This is a genomic window from Oceaniradius stylonematis (assembly GCF_003149475.2).
Lineage (GTDB): Bacteria > Pseudomonadota > Alphaproteobacteria > Rhizobiales > Rhizobiaceae > Roseitalea > Roseitalea stylonematis.
The window spans coordinates 81,717-101,387 of the sequence record NZ_QFWV02000001.1 but is presented as its reverse complement, the minus strand read 5'-3'; the positions used below and the strand labels follow the sequence as shown (position 1 = coordinate 101,387).

The window sequence follows — 19,671 nt, the reverse complement described above, 5'->3', positions numbered from 1 at the left end:
CGGCCGTGATCGGGCATGCCGCTTGCGCCAACGGCGTCTTATAAGCTTGAGTGTGGTCCAGGTCCATGTCGTTGACGGGTTGGGGTGCCTGCAAGATGAAACATCTGTCAAGGCTGGCTGTGACGCTGGCTCTGCTTGTGTCCGCTTCTCCGGCGGTGGCCGACTGGCGCACGGAAACCGGCGTCTTTCGTGTCGGAGTGGTGGGAAGCGGCGCCGGCGACGGGTCGCCGGAACACCATGCGCCGTTCCGCGATGCGGTCAGTGCGGCCATCGGAATGCCGGTGGAGGTTCTGCTGTTGCGCGATGCGCCCAGCCTGATCGACGCCCAGACCGCCGGCCGCATCGAATATGCCGTCCTTTCGGCGCTTGGCTTTGCGACGGCCCAGGAGACGTGCGCGTGCCTGGTGCCGCTGGCCGCGCCGACCGCCGCTTCGGGCGCCTTTGGTGTCCAGTCAACGCTCGTCGTAAGGCCGGGGGAGGGCGATGGCCGGACGGCACTGGCCGGCGGTCCTGTCGGCCATGGCCCCACCGGATCGCTGACCGGCGATCTGGCGCCGATGGTATCGTTCCGCTTTGGGGGCAAGCCGCTGCGCGAGGCTGGCCTCGATCTGTCGGTCCAACCCAGTTTCGAGACGGCGCGCGATGCGTTTGTCGCCGGTGACCTTGTTGCGTTTTTCGCGTGGGATTATGCCGCACCCGACGGCGCGCCCCGGCCCGGCGGCGGATTGGCCGCGACGGTGGTTGCGCTCGGCGACGGCGCTGCGGAAATCACCTGGCGATCAGGCGTGGTGCCGTTCGGGCCCCATGCCGTGCGTGACGATGTTCCCGAAGAGGTAAGGCAGGCGCTGACTTCGATGCTGGTGGCGCTCGACGAGGCTTCGCCGGCGGCGTTCGATGCGATCTCGCCATCGCTGGCCGGTGCGTTCCGGCCAACGGCTCCGGGTGACTACGACTATGCAATCGAACTGGTTCGAAGCGTGTCGGCGCTGCGATGATCGGCTGCCAACAGGCCTGATGGATGCATTGGCGGGCTAGTTGCCGAACAGGTCTGCGTCGCCTCCGGCACCAGCCTCGAACATGGCATTCACGCGGGCGCGCTCGCGGGTGGATTCGATTTCGGCCGGTGTCTGATAGGCCCATTCGCAGAAGGGCTCGCACGACAAGGTCTCGACGATCGAGCGCCGGTAGATGCGCAAGGTCGACGAGTCGTCGCGGACCACGGCAACCTGTTCGTCAAGAATGGGCGTGCCGGCACCGTCGAGCACGACGATGTTCGTGCGCCCGAACCCCTGGCCGGTCAACACGATCGTGTTGGCATCATGCACCGTGGCGTCGGCGACGCCCGGATTGCCGATGATCACCGTCGAGGCAGCCCTGGACAGCTTGAGCACCTTGGCCTGGTTGAGCACGACCTCGACACCGGCATCGGTTGCAGGTTCGGCGTTTGCCGGACCCGCCAAAGGCGCAGCGAACATCAGCGACAGGGCAACAACACCGGCAACACGCAGGGCCATGATCGGACTCCGGACCATTGATCTTTCCGCGTCCATCTTCGGCGACAATCGTGAAGGAAGCATTAACCATGCGTGTCCGGATCAGGCCCCGCGCGCCTCAGGAAGTCTTAACGAGGCGGTGTTAGCCTTGGCCCATGCAATGCATTGAGCCACGGAAACCGTCATGATCTCGGCCATCATCTTTGTCGTTTTTCCTTTCGCGATGATCTACGCGGCGCTGTCGGACATGTTCACCATGACGATCGCCAACCGGATCTCCTTGCTGCTGATCGTGACATTTCTCGCCATCGCACCGTTCATCGGGCTGACGTGGATGCAGTTCGCCACGCATCTGGCCGCGTTTGTCCTCGTTCTGACGGTCACGTTCGGGCTGTTCGCTGTCGGCGTGATGGGCGGTGGCGATGCCAAGCTGATGGCCTCGACGGCTCTGTGGCTCGGGCTTGGTCCGGCGCTGATGAACTATCTGTTGATCGCCACGGTTGCCGGAGGAGCGCTGACGCTGTTCCTGATGGTCTTCCGCAAGTCGGCCCTTGCCACCTATGCGGGCGAGGTGCGCGTGCTCCGTCGGATCATCGACGAGAAGGACATTCCCTACGGCATTGCGCTGGCCGTCGGCGGGCTCGCCTCTTTCGGCCTGTCGCCGGCCATGGTTTGGGCACTCGGCCAGGCATGACGAGAGCACTTCGCCGCTTCACCGTTTGTTAAGCATACCGCTGCAGCGACCGTTAACCATAAGTACACCATTGACGACCGAAAATGCGCCCCATGGCGGCGAGGTCCGTCCAGAGATCGGGTGTGCTCATGTCGATGCGTTTTGTGATTATGGCTGTTGCGGTGCTCGCGGCCGGTGCCGCGGGTTTCCTGGCGATGAACATGATGGGAGCGTCCGGCCCGACCGAGACTGTCGTGGTCGCGCCCTCCGCCCCGGCCATCGAGCTCGACGAGGTTCTGGTCGCCACCGAGACGTTGACGACCGGCGCTCGGGTGGAAAACCGAATCCGCTGGCAAGACTGGCCGACCGGCGCGCTCTCGCCCGACTTCATCACCCGCTCGAGCCGGCCCGACGCCATCAGCGAACTCTCTGATTCCGTCGTTCGGGCCACGATCTCTCAGGGCGAGCCGATCCGCCCGATCAAGCTGCTGGGCGCCGATCAGAGCTTCATGTCGTCCATCCTGCCGGCCGGCAAGCGCGCCGTGGCCACCGAGATCGCAGCCGACACATCGGCGGGCGGCTTCATCCTTCCGGACGACTATGTCGATGTCATCATGGTCAGCCGGGAGAACGATGGCGGGTTCCGGACGGAAACGATCCTGAACTCCATCCGCATCCTGGCCATCGACCAGACCATTCGCGAGGATGAGGAAGGCCGGCTCGTCCAGGTTGGCCAGACCGCCACATTGGAACTGACGCCCCAACAGGCCGAGATCATCACCGTTGCGCGACAGATGGCCGACCGGCTGACGCTTGCGCTGCGCTCGGTGAAGGATGTCAGCCCGGCCGAGGCCGAGAACGCCGCCGACCATCTGATCGGCGCGGGTCCGGGCGGAACGATCACCGTCATTAAGGGCGGCCAGAGAGTGACGTCAGCGCCATGACCAAATCATCTCCCCACGACAATCGCGCGCGGAACGACCGCGCATACGTGACACGAACCGACAGGCATCCGCTCATGGCCGCTCATCCGTTCAAATTCTTGCTGGTGGCGTCCGCCGCCGTCGCCATGCTGCTTTCGCCGACTGGCCAGTCCGGGTTGCCGGGCCTTGCACAGGCACAGGCGCAGAGCGTGGTTTCCGTCGGCCGCAACACCTCGGGCAGCGAGCGCATCATGCTCGGACTCGACAAGTCGCTGGTGATCGACCTGCCTGCCGATGCCCATGACATTCTGGTCGCCAATCCGGCGGTCGCCGACGCGGTCTCCCGGACCGCGCGGCGCATCTACCTTTTTGGCAAGTCCGTCGGCGAAACAAACATCTTCGTCTTCGACCGCAATGGCGAACAGCTGGTCAGTCTCGATCTGCGCGTCGAACGCGATGTCGCCGGGCTTGACCGCTATCTGGAGCGGTTCATTGCAGGGTCGGACATCAAGACCGAGATCATCAACGACAATATCGTCCTGACCGGCACGGTCCAGACGCCGCAGGACGCTGCCAAGGCGGCCCAGCTTGCGGAAATCTTCGTCAAGGGCGGCGATGCCACCACCCAGGAAACCGGCTTCTTCTTCGGCCGGCTCGGCAACAGCCAGATCGTCAATCTGCTCGAAATCACCGGCGGAGACCAGGTGACGCTGAAGGTCACGGTGGCCGAAATTCAGCGTTCGGTCATGAAGCAGCTCGGCACCAGCCTTTCGGTGACCGGCTCGAGCGGCGACATCACCTTCGGCGTCGTAAACGAGGGCAGCTACGGTGCCCACGGCAAGCCGTTGAACGGCAACGGACTGAGCCTTGGCGGCAATTTCAGCGGCGGCGGCTTTGGCAGTGTGAATCTCAACGCCCAGTTCCGCGCCATGGAAGAAGCCGGCGTCATGAAGACGCTCGCCGAACCGACCCTGACCGCCGTGTCGGGCGAAAAGGCGATCTTCCGCGCCGGCGGCGAATACAACATCGTCAATGGCTCCAGCGTCGACGACGATGGCCGCGTCATCGTCAATTACCGGCAGATCGACTACGGTGTCGGCCTCGAATTCACGCCGGTCGTCCTGTCGCCGGGCCGGATCAGCCTGCAAATCCGCACCTCGGTCTCCGAGCCCACTTCGGAAGGCTCGGTCAGTGGCCTTGCCGGCAATGTCAGCGTCCTTTCGCTGCGCAAGCGGCTCGCTGACACGACCGTCGAGCTGCCGTCGGGCGGCTCGATGATGATTGCCGGCCTGCTGCGCGACGATGTCCGCCAGGTCGTCTCTGGCTTTCCCGGACTGTCCAAGGTGCCGGTCCTGGGCGCGCTGTTCCGCAGCCAGGACTATATCCGCGCCGAAACCGAGCTTGTGATCGTTGTCACGCCCTATCTGTCGCGACCGGTCGCCGCATCGCAACTTGCGCGTCCGACCGACAATTTCAATCCGCCATCCGATGCCCAGGCCGCACTGCTGACCCGTGTCAACCGCATCTATGGCAGCCAGTCCCAAGAACCGCCGCCCGGCCGCTACCACGGCGCGATCGGCTTCATCTACAAGTGACCGGAGTTCAGCCAGCCATGTCCTTGAAACAGCTTCAAACGGTCGGCGGACTTCTGGTCGCGGCGAGCCTTTTGGCCGGTTGCGCGACCGGCACCGACAATATCGCCGTCAGTTCGGTTTCGGACGATTATCGCACCAACCATCCGATCGTCATCTCGGAGCGGGAGCAGACGCTCGACGTGGCCGTGGCCAGCGGCGCCCGCACGCTCAACCCGGCGACGCAAAGCAACATCACCGCCTTCGCCCGCACCTTCAAACAGTCGCGGACCGGCGTTCTGCATGTCCTGCTGCCGTCCAACTCGCCCAACGAGCACGCCGCCGATCGTGTGCGCGAAACCATCATCGATGCGATCGAGCGAGGCGGCGCCAGCCGCAACGACGTGTCGATCCAGCACTATGATGCCAGCGGGCATGGCGCCGCCGCTCCGGTCCGGCTGTCCTTCCACGGTGTCACCGCCGACGTTCCGAAACCCTGCGGTCAGTGGACCGGGAACCTGGCCGAGACTGCGCAGAACCGCCACTACAGCGATTTCGGCTGCTCCACCCAGAAAAACCTCGCCGCTCAGATCGACAATCCGAACGACCTTCTTGGGCCCCGTGCGATGTCGCCGATCGACGCCGCCCAGCGCGGTGTGGTGATCGGCACCTATCAGAGCGGGCCGACCGGAAAGGCCTCCGAGGTCGCCTATTGACGATGACACAGAACACTGCCCGCGCGATCGCGGGCAGTCCAGAAACCGAAGCGGAAGCAAGTGACATGTCCGATACCGCTCTTAATCTTGATGCCGAGCCCTTGGCGGCGGCGCCCGAAGAGGCCGATGCGCTTCAGCAGGTCCGGCCGGTGCCGCGCATTTCCGTGCAGGCGTTCTGCGAGACCCAGGCCGTGGCATCGACCATCGAGCGCATGGCCGAAGACCGGCGGATGTCGAAGGCGCAGACGCGCGTCTACATGGGCGGTCTTGCCGCAGCCGTCGAATTCTACCAGACCGCACCCACGCCCAATCTGATCTTTATTGAAATCGCCTGCGGCCGCGACGAACTGATGGCGCGGCTCAACGAACTGGCCGATGTCTGCGATCCTTCCAGCCGCGTCGTCATCATCGGCCATCACAACGACATTGCCCTTTACCGCGAGCTGATCCGCGCGGGCATCTCCGAATACATGGTCGCGCCGGTCTCGCTTGCAGATCTGATGAGCACGATTTCGGGTCTGTTCGCCGATCCCGAAGCCGATCCGATCGGACGGTCGATCGCCTTTGTCGGTGCCAAGGGCGGCGTCGGCGCCTCGACCATCGCCCACAATGTGTCCTGGGCGATCTCGACACTGTTCGAGAACGAGGTCGTGGTCGTCGATATGGACCTGCCCTTCGGGACAGCCAACATCAACTTCGACCAGGATCCCGCGCAGGGGATTGCCGAAGCCGTTTTCTCGCCCGAGCGTCTGGACGAGGTTTATCTGGACAGGCTGCTCGCCAACTGCGCCGAGAACCTGTCGCTTCTGGCGGCGCCATCGACGCTGGATCGTTCCTACGATTTCGGCGCCGATGCCTTCGGCAACCTGATCGACATCGCACAGCGCACCGCGCCGGCGGTTGTTCTCGACGTGCCGCACGGCTGGAACGGCTGGACCAAGGCGACGCTCACCCATGCCGATGAAGTGGTGATCGTCGCCGCTCCGGAACTGGCAAATCTGCGCAACACCAAGAACCTGATCGACACGTTGCGCGGACTGCGTCCGAACGACTCGCCGCCGCGGCTGGTGATCAACCAGGTCGGCGTGCCCAAGCGGCCGGAAATCTCCGTTGGCGACTTCAGCGATCCGCTCGAGGTCGAGCCGGCGGCCGTCATTCCGTTCGACGCGCAGCTTTTCGGCAACGCCGCCAATTCGGGCCGCATGCTGGCCGAAACCGATGCCGCGAGCCCCGTGGTGGCCACGCTGGGCCAACTCGCTCATCTGGTGACGGGCCGCTCGGTGTCCGTGCCCAAACACAAGCCCGGACTTCAGGCGCTGCTGGCGCGGCTGAAGAAGTCATGACGGCAACGCGTTCGACCACGGGGGCATATTGATGTTCGGCAAGAGAGGCACAGCGGGAACGGCCGGACCGGCCGGTTCGGCGGGATCGACGCACGACGCCCCGACAAGCCCGGCAGCACCCGAACCGGTCGAGGCCGCGACAGCTCCCGCGCCCGCGCCCGAGCCTGAGACACCGGCGCGGCCTGCGGCTCAGCCCGAGCCGGCACCGGCCGTCACGCCCGCCAAGCCGGCTGCGCGCTCCCAGTCCCAGCGCAACGAATCCTATTACGACACCAAGACGCAGGTTTTCTCCGCGCTGATCGAAACGATCGATCTGTCGCAGCTCGCCAAGCTTGATGGTGACAGTGCGCGCGAGGAAATCCGCGACATCGTCAACGACATCATCGCGATCAAGAACTATGCGATGTCGATCGCCGAGCAGGAGGAGCTGCTCGAGGACATCTGCAACGACGTTCTGGGCTACGGCCCTCTCGAGCCTCTGCTGGCCCGCGACGATATCGCCGACATCATGATCAACGGGCCGGACAGCGCCTATATCGAAGTGGACGGCAAGGTCCAACACGCCGACGTCAAGTTCCGCGATGCCCAGCAATTGCTTTCCGTGTGCCAACGGATCGTCAGCCAGGTGGGCCGGCGTGTCGACGAATCGAGCCCGATCTGCGACGCGCGTCTCGCCGACGGCAGCCGCGTCAACGTCATCGCCCCGCCACTGGCCATCGACGGCACCGCACTGACGATCCGCAAATTCAAGAAGGACAAGCTGACGCTCGATCAGCTGGTCAATTTCGGATCGATCTCGCCTGAGGGTGCCACGCTGCTCCAGATCATAGGCCGGGTGCGCTGCAATGTGGTGATTTCCGGCGGCACGGGCTCGGGCAAGACGACGCTTCTCAACTGCCTGACGCGCTACATCGACGAGGATGAGCGCATCATCACCTGCGAGGATTCGGCAGAACTGCAGCTGCAGCAGCCGCATGTCGTGCGGCTTGAAACCCGCCCGCCCAACCTCGAGGGCGAAGGCCAGATCACCATGCGCGATCTCGTCAAGAACTGCCTTCGCATGCGTCCCGAGCGGATCATCGTCGGCGAGGTGCGCGGACCGGAAGTGTTCGACCTGCTGCAGGCCATGAACACCGGCCATGACGGGTCCATGGGCACCATCCACTCCAACTCGCCCCGCGAATGTCTCAGCCGTATCGAATCGATGATCGCCATGGGCGGCTTTTCGCTGCCCCAGCGCACCGTGCGCGAAATCATCGTCGGCTCGGTCGACGTCATCGTTCAGGCGGCACGCCTGCGCGACGGCTCGCGCCGGATCACCCACATCACCGAGGTGGTCGGCATGGAAGGCGACGTGATCATCACCCAGGACCTGATGCTTTACGACATGCAGGGTGAGGACACCAACGGCAAGATCCTCGGCAAGCACCGCTCGACCGGCATCGGCCGTCCGGCCATGTGGGACAGGGCCCGTTACTACAATGAGGAGCAGCGTCTGGCGGCGGCGCTCGATTCCATGGAAACGGTCCAGAACTGATGGTGCAGTGGACAGCAGGCAGGGATAGGCAGCCATGACGATCATGGGCATTCCCGTCATCGTGATTGCCATCTTCGCGCTCGCCGCCCTCGGTGTCGGCGGCGTGCTCTATGCGTTGCTGTACAACAGGGTGCAGATCGAGGAGAAATCCGGCAAGCGCCTTGCCGCCATCAGCAGTCGCAGCTCCGACACCAAGGTGCGCAAGGCCGCGGTCGAACGCCTCAATGAAGGCCAGAAGCGCCGCAAGCAGGTCAGCGAATCCCTTGATGATCTCGAAAAACGGAACAAGGATCGCGAAAAGCACATCACCAAGCCGTCGCTGAAGATGCAGATCAAGCAGGCCGGCCTCAATATCGAGATGCGGACCTTTTATCTGATGTCGGCCGGCCTCGGCGGTGCCCTGGCGGTCATGGCGCTGGTGGCTGGCCTTGGCCTCATCTACGTGCCGGCCGTGTTTTTCGCCGGCGCTTTTGGCGTGCCGCGCTGGATCGTCGCGTTTCTGCGCAAGCGCCGCATGAAGCAGTTTCTCGACGAGTTTCCCAATGCCATCGACGTCATCGTCCGGGCTATCAAGTCGGGCCTGCCGCTAAACGACGGGATCCGCCTGATCGCGGGCGAGGCCAAGGAGCCGGTCCGTACGGAGTTCGGCAGGATCGTCGAGGCGCAGCAACTGGGTGTGCCGACGCCCGAAGCGTGCATGCGCATGTACAACCACATGCCGGTTCCCGAGGCCAGCTTCTTTGCGATCGTCATCCAGATCCAGCAGCAGGCCGGCGGCAACCTGTCCGAAGCGCTCGGCAACCTGTCGAAGGTGCTGCGGGCGCGCAAGCAGATGAAGAACAAGGTCGCCGCCATGTCGATGGAAGCAAAGGCGTCCGCCGTCATCATCGGTGCCCTGCCGCCCGTCGTGATGTTTCTCGTCTATCTGACGAGCCCGGAGTACATCATGCTGCTGTTCACGACCGATACGGGGCTGTTCATTCTCGGCGTGTCGCTTGTCTGGATGTCGATCGGCATCTTCGTCATGCGTCAGATGATCAATTTCGAGGTGTGAGGTCCGGCCATGATATCGACCATTGTCCAGACCGCCACGTCACCGCAGTTCGTCTTCGCCGTGCTCGTTTCGGTCGCCGTGTTCGCCACCATCCTCACGCTGCTCACGGCGGTGACCGGCGGCAGCCAGCTCAAGAGCCGGATGAAGATGGTCGCAACCGAGCGCGACGAGATTCGCGCCCGCGAGCGCGCTCGGCTGGCCACCGAAAAGGTTCAGGGCAAGGGGTCGCTGCGCGTCGATGAGTCCAGGTTCGCCGGCATCAAAGGCGTGGTCGACCGGCTCGATCTGCGCAAGGCGCTGGCCGACGATGCGACGGTCAAGAAGCTTCGGATGGCCGGTTTCCGGGGCCAGCAGCCGCTGAACATGTTCCTGTTCGCCCGCTTCGTGCTGCCGTTTCTGTTTCTGGCCGTGGCCATCTTCTACATTTTCGGCCTGGGCAACTTCAGCGAACACTCGACCATGATGCGTTCGTTCATGTGCGTCGGCGCCGCCTATGCGGGCTTTTATGCGCCCAATCTGTATGTCAGCAACCTGGCAGGCAAGCGCGGCAACTCCATCCGCAAGGCCTGGCCCGATGCGCTCGACCTGATGCTGATATGCGTCGAGTCGGGCATGTCCGTGGAAGCCGCGTTCAAGCGCGTGTCCGTGGAGATCGGCACGCAATCGGTGCCGCTTGCCGAAGAGTTGGTGCTGGTCGGCGCGGAACTGTCCTATCTCAGCGAACGCCGGCAAGCCTACGAAAACCTGGCCAAGCGTACCGGCCTCGACTCGGTCCAGGCCGTCTCCCAGGCGATGATCCAGGCCGAACGTTACGGTACGCCCATCGGCTCCGCGCTGCGCGTTCTGGCCAACGAAAGCCGCGAACAGCGCATGACCGAAGCCGAGAAAAAGGCGGCCGCGCTTCCGCCCAAGCTGACCGTTCCGATGATCGTCTTCTTCCTGCCGGTCCTGTTCGGCGTGATTCTCGGCCCGGCCGGCATCCAGGTCTCGCAACAGGGCGGCATCTTCGGCGGAGGGTGATCGCATCGCGCCCGACACGACAAAAAGGGCCCGCCTAAAGGCGGGTTTTTTTGTCGGGGGTTGCGGTCATTCGCGGGGGGGACGGGCGGACGGATCGTCAGTTGGCGGCGTTCTGCCGGTCTTCCTGCTCGATCAGGTTCCAAGCATTTTGCTGCGCCAGCATCTGCCGCAGATAGGCGATGTTGGTTTCGGCCTGGTCGGGCGTCATCTCGCGGCGGGCAATGTCCTCGGCTTCGGCGAACCGGCCCTGAAGACCGACGATCAGCGCCAGATTCTGCCGCACGCGGCTGTCCGCGCCGGGCTGTTGCACCGCCGTGCGCAAGTGCCGTTCCGCTGTCGGCAGATCGCCCTGCAGCATGTGGCTCATCGCAAGGTTCGACAGGACCGAGGGTTCGTTCGGGCGGATCTGCAACGCTTTTTCATAGCGCTGGCGCGCTTCGTCCGGACGCCCTGTCTGATCGTAGATCGCGCCCTCGGCCGAAAGCAGTTCCCAGTCAGGCTGCGTCGGGTCCTGCGCCCTCTGGATCGCGTCGAGCGCGGCCGGAAACTGACCGGCACCGGCGAGTGCCTTGCCGTAGGCGGCCAGAACCTGCTTGTCGCGCGAATGGGTGATCGCAGCCTTGCGCATCACGGCCAGCGCCTGCTCGTTCGCGCCGTTCATCCGCAGCACGGATGCATAGGCGATCGCCACCGACTTGTCATTCGGGTTGCGTTCGTACTGGCGGCGGTGGCTGGCCAGCGCCGATTGCAGTTCCGTGCCGCTCAATTGCGCGATCGGCTTGTTGCCCGCCGGCCCGATCGATCCGGTCGTCAGGTTGCTGTTGGCACACCCGGCCAGAAGACCGGCCAGCAGCACAGCGACACCGAGGCGGGCGGGCCGGTGCAGGTTCGATGAACCGATAGGCTTGGACATCGCGATACTCCACGAAGCAGGGCCGGCACGCGGCATGCGTCCTTTTGCGGGCGTAACTCCGCATTAACCTCTGTTAACCAGCGATAATCTGTTAACCCTAACGGATGGTTAATCCCCGGCGCCGAGGACATGATGGCTGATCGACTGACAATGCTGGCTCCTGACGAAGCGCGCACCGACGCGCGGCCCATTTGGATTGTCGGAAACAACGCAAAAAGCAGTCCGGCACAGGTGACGGCATGGCTGGAGGCAACGGGCTTCGAAGCCGAGGCCGGGGCCGTCGCCCTCGTGCCCGCGCCGGACGGCGGCGGCGTGGCAGGGGCGGCCATCGCCCTGGGCGAACCGGCCGATCCGTTCGCGCTTGGCGCGCTCGCCGGCAAGCTGCCGGCGGGTGACTGGTTCGTCGCCAATCCCGATGAGACCGATATCGGGAAGGCGACGCTGGGTTTCTGCATGGGCGCCTATCGTTTTGACCTGTACCGTACGCCGCCGGCCAAACGCGTCCGGCTCGTGCCCGACAAAGCGGTCGATCGCGCGCGTCTCGAAGCGGTTGCGGGCGCGGTTTCGCTGACCCGCGATCTCGTCAACACGCCGGCCAACGACATGGGGCCGGCGGCGATCGAGGCGGCCGCCCGGACGTTGGCAGCCGGCCACAAGGCGGTCGTCAAGGTGATCGCCGGAGAGGAACTGATCGCCAAGAAGCTGCCGATGATCCATGCGGTCGGTCGTGCCTCGGCAACGCCGCCGCGCCTGATCGACATGAGGTGGGGAAAAAAGACCGCACCGAAGCTGACACTGGTCGGCAAGGGCGTCTCGTTCGACACCGGCGGCGTCGGCATCAAGCCCTCGGGCTCGATGCGCAACATGAAGAAGGACATGGGCGGCGCGGCCAACGTTCTGGGCCTGGCCGCCATGATCATGGCGATGGAACTGGGCGTGCGGCTGCGTGTGCTGATCCCCGCTGTCGAGAACGCGATCTCCGGCAATGCGTTCAGGCCCGGTGACGTCTATCCGACGCGCAAGGGCCTGACCGTGGAAATCGGCCACACCGATGCCGAGGGCCGGCTGGTGCTGGCCGATGCGCTGGCACTGGCCGATGAGGAAGAGCCGGATCTGATCGTGGACATGGCAACGCTGACGGGTGCGGCGCGCGTTGCGCTCGGCCCCGATATCGTGCCCTTCTACACGGGAGACGATGCGCTGGCCGGCGCTTTGGCAAGGGCCGCCGAAGCCGAGCGAGATCCGCTCTGGCGCATGCCGCTCTGGCAGCCATACGCCCGCAACCTGTCATCGACGGTGGCGGACTGCGCCAATGTAACCGCCGACGGGTTCGCCGGATCGGTGACGGCCGCGCTCTTCCTGCAGAAGTTCGTGGCCGACAAGACGCCCTGGGTCCATCTCGACCTGTTCGCGTGGACGCCGAAGCCGAAGTTGCACGCGCCGGTCGGCGGCGAGGCGCAGGCGATCCGCGCCCTGTTCGCGGTTCTGGAACATCGTTACGGCGACCGGTGACCTCGCCCTTGTGTGCCACGGCTCGGACCGTCATATTGAAACGGTTCCGAAACGTTTGTGTGCGACCAGCGGACGATGACGGTCACATTGAGGCCCAGCCAGGCGCTCGCGCTCTGGCACCATGTATCGCTTGCCGAGGTGCGCGACAGCGCGCCGGACCTGACGACGCGCCAACTTGCCATCCTCCTGACGATCTACCTCGAACCGCCGCCCCATTCGGTGCGCGGGCTGGCCGCACATCTCGGCGTCACCAAGCCGGTCATCACGCGCGCACTCGACACGATGGGTGCCATGAAGCTGGTCACCCGGCATCGCGATCCGCGGGATCGGCGCAATGTGGTCATCGCCCGCACCGTTGACGGCGCGCTCTATCTGGAACGGTTCGCCGACGTCATCATCGCCAAGGCGAGGGAACTGCCCGCATGACCGAAAAGCCGCTTGATCCGCGCCTGCACGCCTTTCGCCGCGACTTGGCCGACGCCCGGTTGCGCGGTCTGGTCGATGCCAACCATTTCGCTGATGGCGAGGAGCTGGTCGTCCGGGACGCCGTGGTCGATATGCGCACGCAACCGATGCCGCAGGCCGGTCTGGGCACACAACTGCTCCACGGCGACCGGGTTCGCATGTTTCAGTCCGATGAGGGCTGGGCCTGGGTTCAGGCCGAGCGGGACGGATATGTCGGCTATGTCGCTCAGCGTGCGTTGAGCAGACCCTTGGGCACGGCGTCCGGCACCCACCGCATCGCGGCGCCACGGACGTTCCTTTTCGATGAGCCGGATTTCAAGCGTCCCCCGGCCGACTGCCTTTCGATGGGCTCATTGGTTTCGGTCGCTGAATTCGTCGAGAGCCGCAATGTCGCCTATGCGCGCCTCGACGACGGCCGCTATTGCCCGGCAGGGCACATCCGCGAGGCGGATGACCATGAGCCGGATTATGCGGCCGCCGCCGAAACGCTGCTTCACACGCCCTATCTGTGGGGCGGAACGTCCGCCTTCGGCATCGACTGTTCGGGCCTTGTGCAACTGGCCATGCTGATGGCCGGCCGGGCGGCGCCGCGCGACAGCGACATGCAGGAAGCGGAACTGGGCGAACCGGCCGATCCCGCAAACGGTCTTCGGCGCGGAGATCTCGTCTTCTGGATCGGCCATGTCGGCATCATGCGTGACGCCGAGACGCTGCTGCATGCCAACGCCAATGCGATGGCGGTTTCGAGCGAACCGCTCGGTCAGGCCATCGACCGCATCGCGGCTCTCTACGGGCAACCGACCGGCTATCGGCGTCCCTGACGGCGATCAGTAGCCGGCGTCGCGATCGACCAGATTGGTCAGCGGTTCACCGCGCTCATGTGATTCAATCTGGGCAATCATGGGCGGGATCAGTGCGGCGGGCACCGATGTGGCCGCCGCATGCGGCGTGATCGTCACGCGCGGATGGGTCCAGAGCGGACTGGTTTCGGGCAGCGGCTCGGCCTGGAACACATCGAGGCTGGCCGCACCCAGCCAGCCATTTTCCAGAGCCGCAAGGATGTCGGCCTCGTTCTGCAGATCGCCGCGGCCGGCATTGATCAGCACGGCCGGCCCCAGCGGCCCGCGCCGTTTCATCTTCGCAAACAGCGGTTTTGACAGGATGCCCTTTGTCTTCGGCGTCAGCGGCAAAAGGCACACGACGATGTCGCTGATGGCCAGAAAACCGTCGAGCCCGTCATCGCCGGCAAAGGTCGCTACGCCTTCGATTTTCTTTGCCGTCCGGCTCCAACCCGCGACTTCAAAGCCGAGCGCGGCAAGCTTGCGCGCCGCATCGAGCCCGAGTACGCCGAGACCCAGAATGCCCACCGTCACGTCGCGCGCGGCCGGCTGCATCCGGTCTTCATGCCAGATTTTCTCCGCCTGCTGGCGCCGGTAGCGCGGCCCCTTGCGGTGATGGTCGAGCACCTGCCAGACCACATATTCGCTCATCCGCTCGGTCAGGTCGTCGGCGACGACGCGCACGATGGGCACGTCCGGAACATCGGGATCGGCGAAGATGTGGTCGACGCCGGCGCCGATCGAAAAGATCGCCTTGAGATTGGGCAGCCGGTTGAGAATGCCGGGCCGCTGCTTCCACACGACCGCGTAATGGATGGATGCGTCTACGGGCCCGTCCGGTTCGGTGACAACCGTCCGGCCGGGTGCGGCCCGTTCGATCTCGTCACGCCACACGGCGGGATCGAAGCCGGTGACGGACAAAAGGATCGAGCCGGGGGAGGGTGCCATCGTGCGAACTCGCTTGCCAAAAATGCCTACTGGCTGACGACGCCGGCCGCGCTCGTCTTGATGTCGAAGGCGGCGGCCATCAGCGCCCTTGTGTAATCGGTTTCCGGCGCGTCGAAAATGGTGTCGGCCGACCCCTGTTCGACAATTAGTCCGCCGCGCATGACAATGACGTGATTGGCGAGCGCCCGCACCACTTTCAGATCGTGGCTGATGAACAGATAGGCCAGATTGTGCCTCTTCTGCAGATCGCGCAGAAGGTCGACCACCTGGGCCTGAACGCTCATGTCGAGCGCCGAAGTGGGCTCGTCCAGCATCAGGAATTTCGGCTTGAGCACCATCGCCCGGGCAATGGCGATGCGCTGGCGCTGGCCGCCGGAAAATTCGTGCGGATAGCGGAACCGCGTCTCGGGATCGAGCCCGACCTCGTCGAGGGCGGCGACGACGCGATCGTCGCGTTCGTCGGGGCTCAGGCCCGGTTCGTGGATCGCAAGGCCCTCGGCGACGATCTCGGCGATCGACATGCGCGGGCTCAGCGATCCGAACGGGTCCTGGAAGACGATCTGCAGATCCTTGCGAAGCGGCCGCATCTGACGGAACGAGCGTGCATCGATGGCCTCGCCAGCAAACCGGATACGGCCGTCCGACGAAATCAGCCGGCTGAGCGCCAGCCCAAGCGTCGTCTTGCCCGACCCGCTCTCGCCGACGACGCCGAGCGTCTGGCCTGCGCGCACCGTCACGTCGATCCCGTCGACCGCTTTGACGTGATCGACCGTCTTGCGCAGGAAGCCTTTTTTGATCGGGAACCAGACCTTGATCTGGTCGCCTTCCATCACGACGGGCGCGTCGGGGTCGGCGCGGGGCGGCTGGCCCTTCGGTTCGGCCGCGAGCAGGTGCCGGGTGTAGACGTGCTGCGGGTCGCCGAAGATCGCCTCGGTCGGCCCGGTCTCGACGATCTCCCCATCGGTCATCACGCAGACGCGGTCGGCGATGCGCCGCACAATGCCCAGATCGTGCGTGATGAACAGCATCGACATGTCCTGCTGCCGCTTGAGATCGTCGAGCAGTTCGAGGATCTGCGCCTGAACGGTCACATCGAGCGCCGTCGTCGGTTCGTCCGCGATCAGCAGCCTGGGCGTGTTGGCGAGCGCCATGGCGATCATCACGCGCTGGCGCTGGCCACCGGACAATTGGTGCGGATAGGCGCCAAGGCGCTTTTCGGGTTCGCGAATGCCGACCTGGTTGAGCAGTTCGAGCGTTCGGGCTCGCTGGTCCGCTTCGCCCATGCCCTGGTGCAGCCGCAACACCTCGCCGACCTGCTTTTCGATCGGGTGCAGCGGGTTCAGCGACGTCATCGGCTCCTGGAAGATCATCGAAATGTCGTTGCCGCGGACCGTGCGCAGTTCGTCGTCCGACGCCGCCAGCAAATCCTGCCCGCCGAACATGATCTGACCCGACGGGTGCGACGCGGCCGGATATTGCAGCAGCTTGAGCACGGACAGGGCGGAGACCGACTTGCCCGACCCGCTCTCGCCGACGAGCGCCACGGTTTCGCGCGCACCGATGTCGAACGAGATCGTTCTGACCGCATGGGTGACATGGCCGCCTTGCGTGAAGTCGACGGAAAGATCGCGGACGGACAGGAGTGGTTCTGTCACAGCGCGGCCCGCACATCGGTATGGTGAAAATCGTTCCCCTTGAAGAGCAGCGGTTCGTTTCGAACCTTGGCCAGAGCGTAGGCGAAACAATCGCCGAGGTTGAGTTTGGCGGGATGGTGTCCCTTGCCGAAGCGGCGGAACGCTTCGATAGCCATGTTGGTTTGGTCTTTGTCTACTGCGACGAACTTCAAGCGCGTTCCTCGTTGAAAGAACTGCAATGATCGTGTGACGTCGGGCTTGTCATGCCTGGTTATGCGGGCATGGACCTCCCACCAATTGACGGCGGATATGAAAAGCGGAACCGTGTCGCTGAACAGGTAAGGCTCGTAGATGCCGCTGCCCTCTTCCTTCATGACAAACGCCACGATCGCTGACGCATCGACAATCATGCCGGAAAGCCGTCTTCATCATAAAGGTCGTCATGACTGCTGGTGTAGCCTGCCGGCAGTTCCTTCATCGAATCGCGGTGTGCGAGAAACTGCTCTCGCGCCTTGATCCGATGCCGTTGAGCCTCATCGGAGCGAGCTTGATCTCGTTCCAGCTCGCTTTCCAACGCGTCAAGGATCACGGCCGTCATGGTGGAATTGCGCTTGAGGGCGAGTTCCTTCGCCAATTGATGCACGCGCTCATTCTTGATGTTCAGACCCATCGTGGTCTCCGAGGTAGAATTCTACCTTCATATAGCACGCCTGTCGCATCACCCAAACGTCTTCCTGGGATCGAACGCGTCGCGCGTCGCCTCGCCGATGAAGATCAGCAGCGACAGCATGATCGAAATGACGATGAAGCCGGAAAAGCCGAGCCACGGCGCCTGGAGGTTGTTCTTGCCCTGAAGGATGAGTTCGCCGAGCGAAGCCGATCCCGGCGGCAGGCCGAAGCCGAGGAAATCGAGCGAGGTCAGCGTGGTGATCGACCCGTTCAGGATGAATGGCAGGAAGGTCAGCGTCGCCACCATCGCGTTCGGCAGGAGATGGCGGAACATGATCGTCCGGTTCGACACGCCGAGCGCGCGCGCCGCGTTGACATATTCGAAGTTGCGTGCGCGCAGGAATTCGGCACGGACGATGCCGACAAAGCCGACCCATGAGAAGATGAGCATGATGCCGAGCAGCACCCAGAAGCCCGGCGGCAGCACGGCGGCCATGATCAAGAGTATGTAGAGGACCGGGATCGAGGACCATATCTCGATCACGCGCTGGAAGATCAGATCCGTCCAGCCGCCGAAATAGCCCTGGATCGCGCCGGCGGTGACGCCAATCACCGCCGAGGCGATCGTCAGGATCAGCCCGAACAGGACCGATATGCGGAAGCCGTAGATCGTCCGCGCCAGGACGTCGCGCGCCTGGTCGTCCGTGCCGAGCCAGTTGAAATTGCTCCAGTGGCAGTTCGGATCGTCGATGCCGCCGGCATAGCGCGCGCACAACTCCTCGCGGCTGTCGAACATGAAGGCCGGCTTGGAGGGCGCGGTGGTCGGCACCTCCTTGTTGACGGTCCTGTAGGAATAGCGGATCGGCGGCCAGACCATCCAGCCATTGGCCTTGATCTCGTCCTGGATGAACGGGTCGGTGTAGTCGGTGCGCGCCAGGAACCCGCCGAATTTCTCCTCGGGATAGTTGACGAAGACCGGCGTCAGAAGTTCGCCCTTGTAGGAGACCAGGATCGGCCGGTCGTTGGCGATGAATTCGGCAAACAGCGACAGGACGAACAGGACGAGAAACAGCCACAGCGACCAGTAGCCGCGCCGGTTGGCCTTGAAGTTCTGCCAGCGCCGCTGGTTGAGCGGCGAGAGGAACGGCCGCCGCCGTCGCGGTATGGCGCCGTCCCGTCCGAAAGTGGGTTCGTCAACCGTCTGGTCCATGTCAGACCTCCCGGCTTTCGAAATCGATGCGCGGGTCGATCCACGTATACATCAGGTCCGACAGAAGGCTGACCAGCAGTCCCATCAGCGAGAAGATGTAGAGCGTTGCGAACACCACCGGATAATCGCGGTTGACGACCGAGGTGAAGCCCAGAAGGCCGAGCCCGTCGAGCGAGAAGATCGTCTCGATCAGGAGCGATCCGGTGAAGAAGGCCGAGATGAACGCCGCCGGAAAGCCGGCGATGATGATCAGCATCGCGTTGCGAAACACATGGCCGTAAAGCACTTGGCGCTCGGTCAGGCCCTTGGCCCGCGCGGTGATCACATATTGCTTGCGGATTTCGTCGAGGAACGAGTTCTTGGTCAGAAGCGTCGTCGTCGCGAACGCCGACAGCACCATTGCGGTCAACGGCAGCGTCAGGTGCCAGAAATAGTCGACGATCCGTTCCGGCCATGACAGTTCGGCCCAATTGTCGGAGACGAGCCCGCGCAGGGGGAACCAGTCGAAGAACGATCCACCGGCGAACAGGACGATCAACAGGATTGCGAACAGGAAGCCGGGGATGGCATAGGCGACGATGATCACGCCCGACGTCCACACATCGAAGCGCGAACCGTCCGACACCGCCTTGCGGATGCCGAGCGGAATGGAGATCGCATAGGAGATCAGCGTGATCCAGAGCCCCAGCGACACCGACACCGGCATCTTTTCGAGGATCAGGTCGATGACGGTGATGTCGCGAAAATAGCTCTCGCCGAAGTCAAACCGCAGATAGTCCCAGATCATGTTGCCGAACCGGACGAGCGGCGGCTTGTCGAAGCCGAACTGGCGCTCGAGATCGGCGATGAACTCGGGGTCGAGCCCCTGCGCGCCGCGATAGCGCGAACTGGCCCCGCCGCCTTCGACGCTGCTGCCGAACTCATCGGCCCCGGAAACCTCGCTGCCGCCGCCGGTGAAGCGCTCGGTCGCATCGCCCCCCTGGCCGGTCAGTTGCGCGATGACCTGCTCGACCGGCCCGCCCGGCGCGAACTGCACGATGACGAAGGAAATCGCCATGATTCCGAAAATGGTCGGAACCATGAGCAGAATGCGGCGAAGGATATAGGCGCCCATTGCTCAGCGTCTCCGCGCGCGCGGGTCGAGGGTCGGA

20 protein-coding genes are annotated in these 19,671 nt (G+C 64.1%); 12 read left to right on the top strand and 8 right to left on the bottom strand.

What is annotated here, in order from left to right; genetic code table 11:
- Positions 1-95: 95 nt before the first annotated feature.
- Positions 96-995, top strand: a complete 900-nt coding sequence (locus DEM25_RS00505) for a phosphate/phosphite/phosphonate ABC transporter substrate-binding protein (protein ID WP_158585125.1) — start codon at positions 96-98, stop codon at positions 993-995.
- A 36-nt stretch (positions 996-1,031) separates the two neighbouring features.
- Here DEM25_RS00505 and DEM25_RS00500 read toward each other — a convergent pair whose 3' ends face one another.
- Positions 1,032-1,514 carry a pilus assembly protein N-terminal domain-containing protein gene (locus tag DEM25_RS00500; RefSeq protein WP_109766874.1) on the bottom strand — a complete coding sequence of 161 codons (483 nt, stop codon included), beginning with the start codon at positions 1,512-1,514 and terminating at the stop codon, positions 1,032-1,034.
- Positions 1,515-1,677: 163 nt separating this feature from the next.
- On the opposite strand from DEM25_RS00500, the gene DEM25_RS00495 reads away from it, so the two are divergent.
- From DEM25_RS00495 to DEM25_RS00460, 8 genes are all read left to right on the top strand, one after another.
- Positions 1,678-2,187: an A24 family peptidase gene (locus DEM25_RS00495; RefSeq protein WP_109766840.1), complete on the top strand. Its 510-nt coding sequence runs from the start codon at positions 1,678-1,680 to the stop codon at positions 2,185-2,187.
- Positions 2,188-2,315: 128 nt separating this feature from the next.
- Positions 2,316-3,110, top strand: a complete 795-nt coding sequence (cpaB, locus tag DEM25_RS00490; protein WP_109766875.1) for a Flp pilus assembly protein CpaB — start codon at positions 2,316-2,318, stop codon at positions 3,108-3,110.
- A 74-nt stretch (positions 3,111-3,184) separates the two neighbouring features.
- Positions 3,185-4,684, top strand: a complete 1,500-nt coding sequence (locus tag DEM25_RS00485) for a type II and III secretion system protein family protein (protein ID WP_196780225.1) — start codon at positions 3,185-3,187, stop codon at positions 4,682-4,684.
- Positions 4,685-4,701: 17 nt separating this feature from the next.
- Entirely contained in the window at positions 4,702-5,376 is a 675-nt protein-coding gene (locus tag DEM25_RS00480; protein ID WP_109766841.1) for a CpaD family pilus assembly protein, read from the top strand.
- A 65-nt stretch (positions 5,377-5,441) separates the two neighbouring features.
- Positions 5,442-6,719 carry a CpaE/TadZ family protein gene (locus DEM25_RS00475; RefSeq protein ID WP_109766877.1) on the top strand — a complete coding sequence of 426 codons (1,278 nt, stop codon included), beginning with the start codon at positions 5,442-5,444 and terminating at the stop codon, positions 6,717-6,719.
- A 31-nt stretch (positions 6,720-6,750) separates the two neighbouring features.
- On the top strand, positions 6,751-8,256 hold the full coding sequence (locus DEM25_RS00470) for a TadA family conjugal transfer-associated ATPase (RefSeq protein WP_109766842.1): 1,506 nt from the start codon (positions 6,751-6,753) through the stop codon (positions 8,254-8,256).
- Between the two features lie 40 nt (positions 8,257-8,296).
- Positions 8,297-9,310 (top strand): type II secretion system F family protein, encoded by a 1,014-nt coding sequence (locus DEM25_RS00465; RefSeq protein WP_375567831.1) that lies wholly within the window; start codon positions 8,297-8,299, stop codon positions 9,308-9,310.
- A 9-nt stretch (positions 9,311-9,319) separates the two neighbouring features.
- Positions 9,320-10,330, top strand: a complete 1,011-nt coding sequence (locus tag DEM25_RS00460; protein WP_109766843.1) for a type II secretion system F family protein — start codon at positions 9,320-9,322, stop codon at positions 10,328-10,330.
- A gap of 97 nt (positions 10,331-10,427) precedes the next feature.
- On the opposite strand, the gene DEM25_RS00455 is transcribed toward DEM25_RS00460, so the two are convergent.
- Positions 10,428-11,243: a tetratricopeptide repeat protein gene (locus DEM25_RS00455; protein WP_109766879.1), complete on the bottom strand. Its 816-nt coding sequence runs from the start codon at positions 11,241-11,243 to the stop codon at positions 10,428-10,430.
- Positions 11,244-11,375: 132 nt separating this feature from the next.
- On the opposite strand from DEM25_RS00455, the gene DEM25_RS00450 reads away from it, so the two are divergent.
- The 3 genes from DEM25_RS00450 (at position 11,376) to DEM25_RS00440 (ending at position 14,041) form a co-directional block, all read left to right on the top strand.
- Positions 11,376-12,755 carry a leucyl aminopeptidase family protein gene (locus DEM25_RS00450; protein ID WP_120222610.1) on the top strand — a complete coding sequence of 460 codons (1,380 nt, stop codon included), beginning with the start codon at positions 11,376-11,378 and terminating at the stop codon, positions 12,753-12,755.
- 75 nt (positions 12,756-12,830) lie between these two features.
- Positions 12,831-13,181 carry a MarR family winged helix-turn-helix transcriptional regulator gene (locus DEM25_RS00445; RefSeq protein ID WP_109769320.1) on the top strand — a complete coding sequence of 117 codons (351 nt, stop codon included), beginning with the start codon at positions 12,831-12,833 and terminating at the stop codon, positions 13,179-13,181.
- Entirely contained in the window at positions 13,178-14,041 is an 864-nt protein-coding gene (locus DEM25_RS00440) for a C40 family peptidase (RefSeq protein WP_109769318.1), read from the top strand. Before DEM25_RS00445 ends, DEM25_RS00440 begins: the two co-directional genes overlap by 4 nt.
- A gap of 6 nt (positions 14,042-14,047) precedes the next feature.
- Here DEM25_RS00440 and DEM25_RS00435 read toward each other — a convergent pair whose 3' ends face one another.
- Genes DEM25_RS00435 through DEM25_RS00410 form a run of 6 tightly spaced genes read right to left on the bottom strand, consistent with a single transcriptional unit; the run spans position 14,048 to position 19,634 of the window.
- Positions 14,048-15,007, bottom strand: a complete 960-nt coding sequence (locus DEM25_RS00435; RefSeq protein WP_109769317.1) for a 2-hydroxyacid dehydrogenase — start codon at positions 15,005-15,007, stop codon at positions 14,048-14,050.
- Between the two features lie 26 nt (positions 15,008-15,033).
- The gene (locus tag DEM25_RS00430; RefSeq protein WP_109769316.1) at positions 15,034-16,662 is read right to left on the bottom strand and encodes an ABC transporter ATP-binding protein; all 1,629 of its coding nucleotides are present in this window, start codon (positions 16,660-16,662) and stop codon (positions 15,034-15,036) included.
- Entirely contained in the window at positions 16,659-17,051 is a 393-nt protein-coding gene (locus DEM25_RS00425; protein ID WP_109769315.1) for a type II toxin-antitoxin system VapC family toxin, read from the bottom strand. Before DEM25_RS00425 ends, DEM25_RS00430 begins: the two co-directional genes overlap by 4 nt.
- Positions 17,048-17,311, bottom strand: coding sequence for a type II toxin-antitoxin system VapB family antitoxin (locus DEM25_RS00420; protein WP_109769314.1), 264 nt, complete (start codon positions 17,309-17,311; stop codon positions 17,048-17,050). Before DEM25_RS00420 ends, DEM25_RS00425 begins: the two co-directional genes overlap by 4 nt.
- Positions 17,312-17,359: 48 nt before the next feature.
- Positions 17,360-18,520, bottom strand: a complete 1,161-nt coding sequence (locus DEM25_RS00415; protein WP_109769313.1) for an ABC transporter permease — start codon at positions 18,518-18,520, stop codon at positions 17,360-17,362.
- A gap of 1 nt (position 18,521) precedes the next feature.
- The gene (locus DEM25_RS00410; RefSeq protein ID WP_109769312.1) at positions 18,522-19,634 is read right to left on the bottom strand and encodes a microcin C ABC transporter permease YejB; all 1,113 of its coding nucleotides are present in this window, start codon (positions 19,632-19,634) and stop codon (positions 18,522-18,524) included.
- Between the last annotated feature and the right edge of the window lie 37 nt (positions 19,635-19,671).